The organism is Prevotella rectalis (genome assembly GCF_900607215.1).
Taxonomy (GTDB): Bacteria; Bacteroidota; Bacteroidia; order Bacteroidales; family Bacteroidaceae; genus Prevotella; species Prevotella brunnea.
The window spans coordinates 70,121-75,992 of sequence record NZ_LR027821.1; the positions used below are offsets into that span (position 1 = coordinate 70,121).

General features: G+C 44.4%; 4 protein-coding genes and 2 pseudogenes. 3 read left to right on the forward strand and 3 right to left on the reverse strand.

Annotated elements, in window-relative coordinates:
- Positions 1–225, forward strand: a pseudogene (locus E0E16_RS07440) (peptidase domain-containing ABC transporter); the annotation flags it as partial.
- 1 nt (position 226) lies between these two features.
- Positions 227–706 carry a hypothetical protein gene (locus E0E16_RS07445; RefSeq protein ID WP_130829805.1) on the forward strand — a complete coding sequence of 160 codons (480 nt, stop codon included), beginning with the start codon at positions 227–229 and terminating at the stop codon, positions 704–706.
- A 16-nt stretch (positions 707–722) separates the two neighbouring features.
- On the opposite strand, the pseudogene E0E16_RS13535 reads toward E0E16_RS07445, so the two are convergent.
- The 3 genes and pseudogenes from E0E16_RS13535 to E0E16_RS07455 all read right to left on the reverse strand — a co-directional run.
- Positions 723–869: pseudogene (locus E0E16_RS13535) on the reverse strand (plasmid mobilization protein); the annotation flags it as partial.
- A 576-nt stretch (positions 870–1,445) separates the two neighbouring features.
- Positions 1,446–3,497, reverse strand: a complete 2,052-nt coding sequence (locus E0E16_RS07450) for a hypothetical protein (RefSeq protein ID WP_130829806.1) — start codon at positions 3,495–3,497, stop codon at positions 1,446–1,448.
- A gap of 27 nt (positions 3,498–3,524) precedes the next feature.
- A complete protein-coding gene (locus tag E0E16_RS07455) occupies positions 3,525–3,713 on the reverse strand; it encodes a hypothetical protein (protein WP_130829807.1) in 189 nt (62 codons plus the stop codon).
- Positions 3,714–4,588: 875 nt separating this feature from the next.
- Here E0E16_RS07455 and E0E16_RS07465 point away from each other — a divergent pair.
- Positions 4,589–5,293 (forward strand): HAD family hydrolase, encoded by a 705-nt coding sequence (locus E0E16_RS07465; RefSeq protein WP_130829809.1) that lies wholly within the window; start codon positions 4,589–4,591, stop codon positions 5,291–5,293.
- Positions 5,294–5,872 lie beyond the last annotated feature (579 nt).

Consider the following 5,872-nt stretch of genomic DNA (forward strand, 5'->3'; position numbering starts at 1 on the left):
CTCGATGCCAACAATGAACGAGCCATTACAGAAAACCTCTCGGAGTTCTACAAGGGAAAAACAGTTGTAGTAGTGGCACACCGCCTTTCCACTGTTCGCGATGCCGACCAAATTGTAGTTTTGGATGAAGGTAAAATTGTAGAGGTAGGTACACACGAGGAACTGACTGCTAAACGTGGTAAATATTTTGCCTTAGTAAAGAATCAATTAGAACTTGGCAACTAATATGGAAGAAGAAAAGAAACCAGAACGAAGCTTTGAACTGCGTAGCGAAAAAGTTCGTAGTATCGTGGGACAGATACCCTCCTCGCTTATCCGTTATGGCATTACCGCCATCGGAATGGTGTTGCTCTGCCTTTTTGCTGTAGCCTATTTCCTGCCCTATAAACAAGTATATTCGGGTACGGCTACCATACACAAAACGGCTACCACACCAGTAGACAGCACAAATATAACCATCTTGCTTAAGTTTGAAAACAAGCGTCCTGACAAGATGAAGGGACAAATAATTTGTCTGCAATCTCCCTATGGAACGTTTGCAGGACAGATACGAGACCTGTCTCCCGTCCGTGACACATTGGAGCGCCAGGAAGCACTATGCCGTTTCAAGTCAGCCGACATAAAAACTGTAGAAAACCAAACGGTGGATTTCCAGATAACTCGAACATCGGGTAATCTGCTGCAAAAAATGCTTGGGGGAATATAATCTCATCGCACATTCTTTATCTCTCCCGAAAGTCAATGGTTAAACTCACCGTCTTCTCTTGTAGGGCGATGAGTTCTTTTGTCAGATGGATAAGTTCCTGCAACAGGGTTTGTGTCGTTGTTTCCCTCTCGGTGATGTGGAGAAAGCGCACCACCTGATTGTAGGGGAACGTAAAGAAATATGACAGTGCTTCGGTATGATTTTCTTTCTGTTCGTGCGGAGCTTAGCTTTTGCTTTCCAAAAGGTAAGCTTTTGCAATGCAAAAGGTCATGAATCGAAGTGCAAAAGCCCAGCTTTTAAATTACGGTTGATATTATCCTGATTTTCAATTGGTTATAAAATATTATTGCTGTCCGGTAAAACTTTTTTGGGGCTATCTGTGTTAGTTAAAATAGACTTAAACTTATTATTTCTTAGAATTATCGGTTATTTTAGGTCTTTTCTTGTCAAAATAAGTGCATTTTATAATGCTTACAGTTTGAAACTGAAAACCAAGCCCCAGGATGAGTAAAACGGCTGCAATACCGATGGATAAAGAGATACAGAGCTTTCAGTTAATTTTTACCGGACAGCAATAATAAAATATATATTGATGTTTGTTTTTTGTCATGTTATTTCGTGGCGATGCGGAATGTCGTGAGGAACAAAAACAAGGCGCAGCACTTGTAGCGGATACAAATGCTGCGCCCCTGAACAGATCAGGCTGCTTGGTGCCTAAACTTTATTGATTGTCATGCCATTAATATTTTCGTGCTCCAAAAGTTGTAACAATTTTGTTGAATGGTGCGAATTTGCTTGCATCTGTCGGAGCTGTCGCATTGCCTGAATCCCACACCGGCCGGATGGGGTTTCCTTGCTGCTTTTGGGGTGAGCCGGTCGGATTCCATTCGTTGGAACCGAAGAAGAAAGCTTTTATCGTTGACACTGCCGATTCTTGTGAAGTTAAATAGGCAGAATAGAATGTGCTTACATTGTCCACATAGCGATAAACCACCTTCGTTGCTCTTGCGCTTCTAAATCCCGTGATGGGGAGGAACAAGCCCTTGTTGGCGAGGACAAGTCCCGTTACATTTTCATATTTCCATAGATTGTTGCGACCTGTCGGGAAGGCATTTATATTTTTTGTTCCGGATGGGTTCGGTAAGGCATCCGCATCAGAGAAATATGCGCCGTACACCTTGTTTCCCTTGTCGGTATAGCAGTAAGCCGGCAGAATGGTTTTTGCATACTGCAGCGCCTTCATTTCATCCAATGTGGGATAGCGGTAATGGTGGTTGTGGTTTGCATCATGCGTGTAATACCAAACGATGTCGCCGTAATTTGCTTTTTCTGGGTCTGTAGTACGAGTTTTAGGAGAACCGGTTTCTTCAAACCATGTCTTGGTCAAATTTCCTCTTTCTTCCTTAGGCCATGAAAGAACTCCCAGTCCCGCGTTTCCGAGGTAGTTTCCAATTAGAGGAAAGTCTAAGACATCTTTGATGGCGCCCCATGTGAACAGGTCGAGGTCGTTCTGCGTGATGCCCCATCTTCCAGATCCGTCATCGCCTATTGCTTTGTCGGCATACCAGTGTTGTGATCCGAGTTCTTTAGATCGTATTGGTTCTTTATTATCTCCGGCAGCGGGCAGATAGTTTGCCTCTGTGGGGTTTTCACCATAATGGCTAATCCACCATTGTGCAGGAGCCACGCCCCAATAGACATTGGAGGAATTTTCGGGATCGACATAGCGGATGAAGTTACCCGTTGCCCATTTTGTGCCGCACACTTCAACATATGGTTCGGCTGTTACCTCGTTCATGTTCGTAATTCTGGAGCGATAGGTTGTATTTTCCTTGAATGTTTTGTTTACGGTTTTTGAGTACACCTTTCCGTCCGTTGTTTTGAGCGTAATGATTACTCTGTGGGTTTCTCCGGGAAGTAGTGCCACCCAGATAAAGCCATTGGTCAGTTTAATGTAATTACCGTTGTTGCTGATGTTGATGGAGAAGTCTTTGTTTTGGTCATTTCCGATTAATTTTCCATCCTTGAGGTTGAGTACGTCTGTCGATTTCGGTCCATTAATATTGATTTGCTCGATGCTTGTAAGAGGAGTTCCTTCCTTGCCACCGTTGAACTGCAGTCCCCAAAAAGCCACCATGCGGTGTAGATCTACTTTGGCGCGACAGGTGTAGCCGTTCGTTGCATCTCCGGTTATGCCCACGGGACTGGTTTTACCCCAGCAGTAATCATACTTTTTGTTGATGGTCTCCAAAGTTCCATCTTGCTGTGAAAGATTGAGCAACACTTGGTCTTTGACAGCTTCCGAGTTCTTATAGTAGTCTATAACTTGGGTGCTGCCATTCACTTTTACTTGTTCCTGTGTAAGTTCTCCTGCCGCCACATTGTCTTGTTGTTCTATGGCTGCACCGGGATAGAAGAAGCCCAACACGTCGCTTTCCTGCATGGCGTTTTTGCTCTTGATTGATCCCGTGAACGAAGCTGTGGTTCCTCCGTCGTCTTGTGTAACCACGGTGCTGTATTGCTTTTCGGTGCTTTTGTTATTATCACTGCAGTTATATACAAACATTTTGTCTCCGGGTTTCCACGCCGTATGGATGTGACTTTTCTCATCGAGCGTTAAGGCTTTCGTACCTTCATTGCGAGTGGTAGCCGCTACGTTGAGTTTGTAAACCAAAGCTTGTCCGGCGTTGTCTTTCGTTCCGTTTGGCTCATTCATGTCATCGCTACAAGCCGACATGCCGAGCAATGCAATGGCTCCGCACAGCAGAACCGATATATTCTTTCTTTTCATGTCTGATTTTTCTATTTGGTTAAAAACTTAAAAAATTGTGGAATTTCTGTCTTCATCATCAAATTCCTCTCCAATCTCAATGTCGATGGGTTTGGCAAGGATATCCATGCCATCATCATTTGGGTCTGTCTTTCCTCCTGACACACCGGCAAGCATTGCTTCGGATTTCATTTCTACAATGTCGGTTTCCGGCATAATGTAAGGTCTTTTTTTCATAATCTTTTTCTTTAAATTAAAATTTATTAGTTAGATGATTAAATAAACAATACACCAAATCGCATCTGCAGTCCATAATGTTTGGCACGCAAGGACACATACGAACACACCGCATTGCACATGAGAGAACATTTCTCCCGTGTGTTCATGAGGATGTGCGCAACGATGCGCATCCATAGCAAGAATGTGAAAAACAGACTTTGGGTAAAAAGCCTATATATATAGTGTGTGTGTGTGTGTGTGTGTGTGTGTGTGTGTGTGTGTGTGTGTGTGTTAATAAATATTTTGAGACGAGCAAATAAAACGTGTTAAAATTTGCAGAAAATAAATTATATTTTTTCTGCAATACATTCCCATTTTTGCCCATTCTGACAATCACACGGTTCATATTTTTTTATTACTCAAAAGATTACAGTAAACTGTTTCAAAGCCAAAGCCATATCCACGCTCAATCAACGGTGGGTAATAAGCTACCTTAAATAACTATTCGTTGCAAAGGTACGACCAATTTTTAAAACAGCAAAGAAAAAACAGAATTTTTTTTACTTTTTTTATCCATATATTCCGTGTGCGGACAAACACAGGGTTTCCCCCTGCGTTGGAATGGATTCCCACCGGTTCACAATGAAAGAATGTAATGGTGGAATGGATTTGCCATATTGCGGAATGGAAAAATACTGAAGATTTAAGACTGGGGGGCATAAGTTGTTGGTGGTCGGATTGTGTCAAGCCCGTGAAAGAAGGCAAGTTTTTGGGGGGATACGGAGGGATTGTCGGGGAAAAAAGTTATTTTTGCAAGTAAAAACGAGGGATGGACTGAGCGGGGGGTTGTTTCACCGCTGTTCCGTCTCTGCCCCACTTGAAGGAGAAAGGTTATGAGAGAATTGAAAGAAAACATCGGGCTGTTGGCTTTCGATGCCGACGACACGCTATGGGATTGCCAGTCGCACTTCGCCATCGTGGAACGAGAGTACGCACGAATCTTGTCCGATTATGGGAGCGAGTCGGAGGTGTCGGAGTCGTTGTTTGCCGTTGAGACTGATAACATGGCGTTGTTGGGTTATGGCTGCAAGGCGTTCATCATCTCGCTGATAGAGAATGCCGTAGCGATGTCGGGTGGCAGGATTACGGGGGGCGACATCGGCAGAATCGTGGCACTTGGGAAGACGCTTCTCGAGCTTCCCGGCAGTCCGTTGCCGGGTGTAAGGGCTACGTTGCATTGGTTGCGCGAACAGGGTTGTTGGAAGATGGTGGTGTTCACCAAGGGCGAGTTGCTCGACCAAGAGAACAAGTTGCATCGTTCCGGTCTTCGGGATTTTTTCGATGATGTGGTGATTGTTTCCGACAAGACGCCCGAAACTTATCGGCAGTTGTGTGCTCGATTTGGCTGCGAAACCGATGAGTTGCTGATGGTGGGCAATTCGTTCCGTTCCGATGTGGAGCCTGCGTTGCAGGTGGGTGGCAGTGCGGTTCACATTCCTTTTCACACGGAGTGGCAACATGAGGTTACGCGAGAGTACGCCCATGAGCGGTTGTGGACGCTAAGGGGGATTGCGGAGCTTCCGGCGTTGCTGTCGTGAGGTGTTGTCCGGGCTTTCCGAAAGGGCTGGGAGGCTTTTTCATGTTTTTTTAAAATGCTGTTCATAGCATTGAAACCGGGGGTCGTTACCTTTGCGGCGTATAAAGGTATAAAGGAAATGCAAAGAGGTGTCATGCCATGAAGGTCGGTGGACCGGATGAAGCTCAAAGAGGCAAGGAATGGCATCGAGATTATAGTTTTTTATTAGGTTTAAGGTTGAATTTAGATGTTTGCATATTGTCTTTTCAAGGATACCGGCGTGCCCGCGGTGGCAAATGGTTGTGACAACCGGTTTGCTTTCCGAAGTCGTCGGGACGATGATGTGAGATTATCGAGATCCGCGTAAGTGTTTTTGAAAGGGAGTATTTTTTTATAGGACTCTCTATAGTTTTTGTTTAAGATTGTATTCTTTAAGGAGGCAGCCGCGAAAAGGTTTCCTCCTTATTTGTTTTTTATTACTGTCCGCTAAACATAGAAATCCTCATTCCAACTCATTGAGACACAATAGTTCGGATGACAGCATGTTAGTGACAAGCCCCCTTATTCATTTTCTGTTACCTCGGGTGGCGATTCAGCCGCT

What these genes read in the sequence shown, in the direction of transcription:
- E0E16_RS07445 (WP_130829805.1), top strand. Translation starts at nt 227, where the DNA reads ATGGAAGAAGAAAAGAAACCAGAACGAAGCTTTGAACTGCGTAGCGAA.
- E0E16_RS07450 (WP_130829806.1), bottom strand. Translation starts at nt 3,497, where the DNA reads ATGAAAAGAAAGAATATATCGGTTCTGCTGTGCGGAGCCATTGCATTG.
- E0E16_RS07455 (WP_130829807.1), bottom strand. Translation starts at nt 3,713, where the DNA reads ATGAAAAAAAGACCTTACATTATGCCGGAAACCGACATTGTAGAAATG.
- E0E16_RS07465 (WP_130829809.1), top strand. Translation starts at nt 4,589, where the DNA reads ATGAGAGAATTGAAAGAAAACATCGGGCTGTTGGCTTTCGATGCCGAC.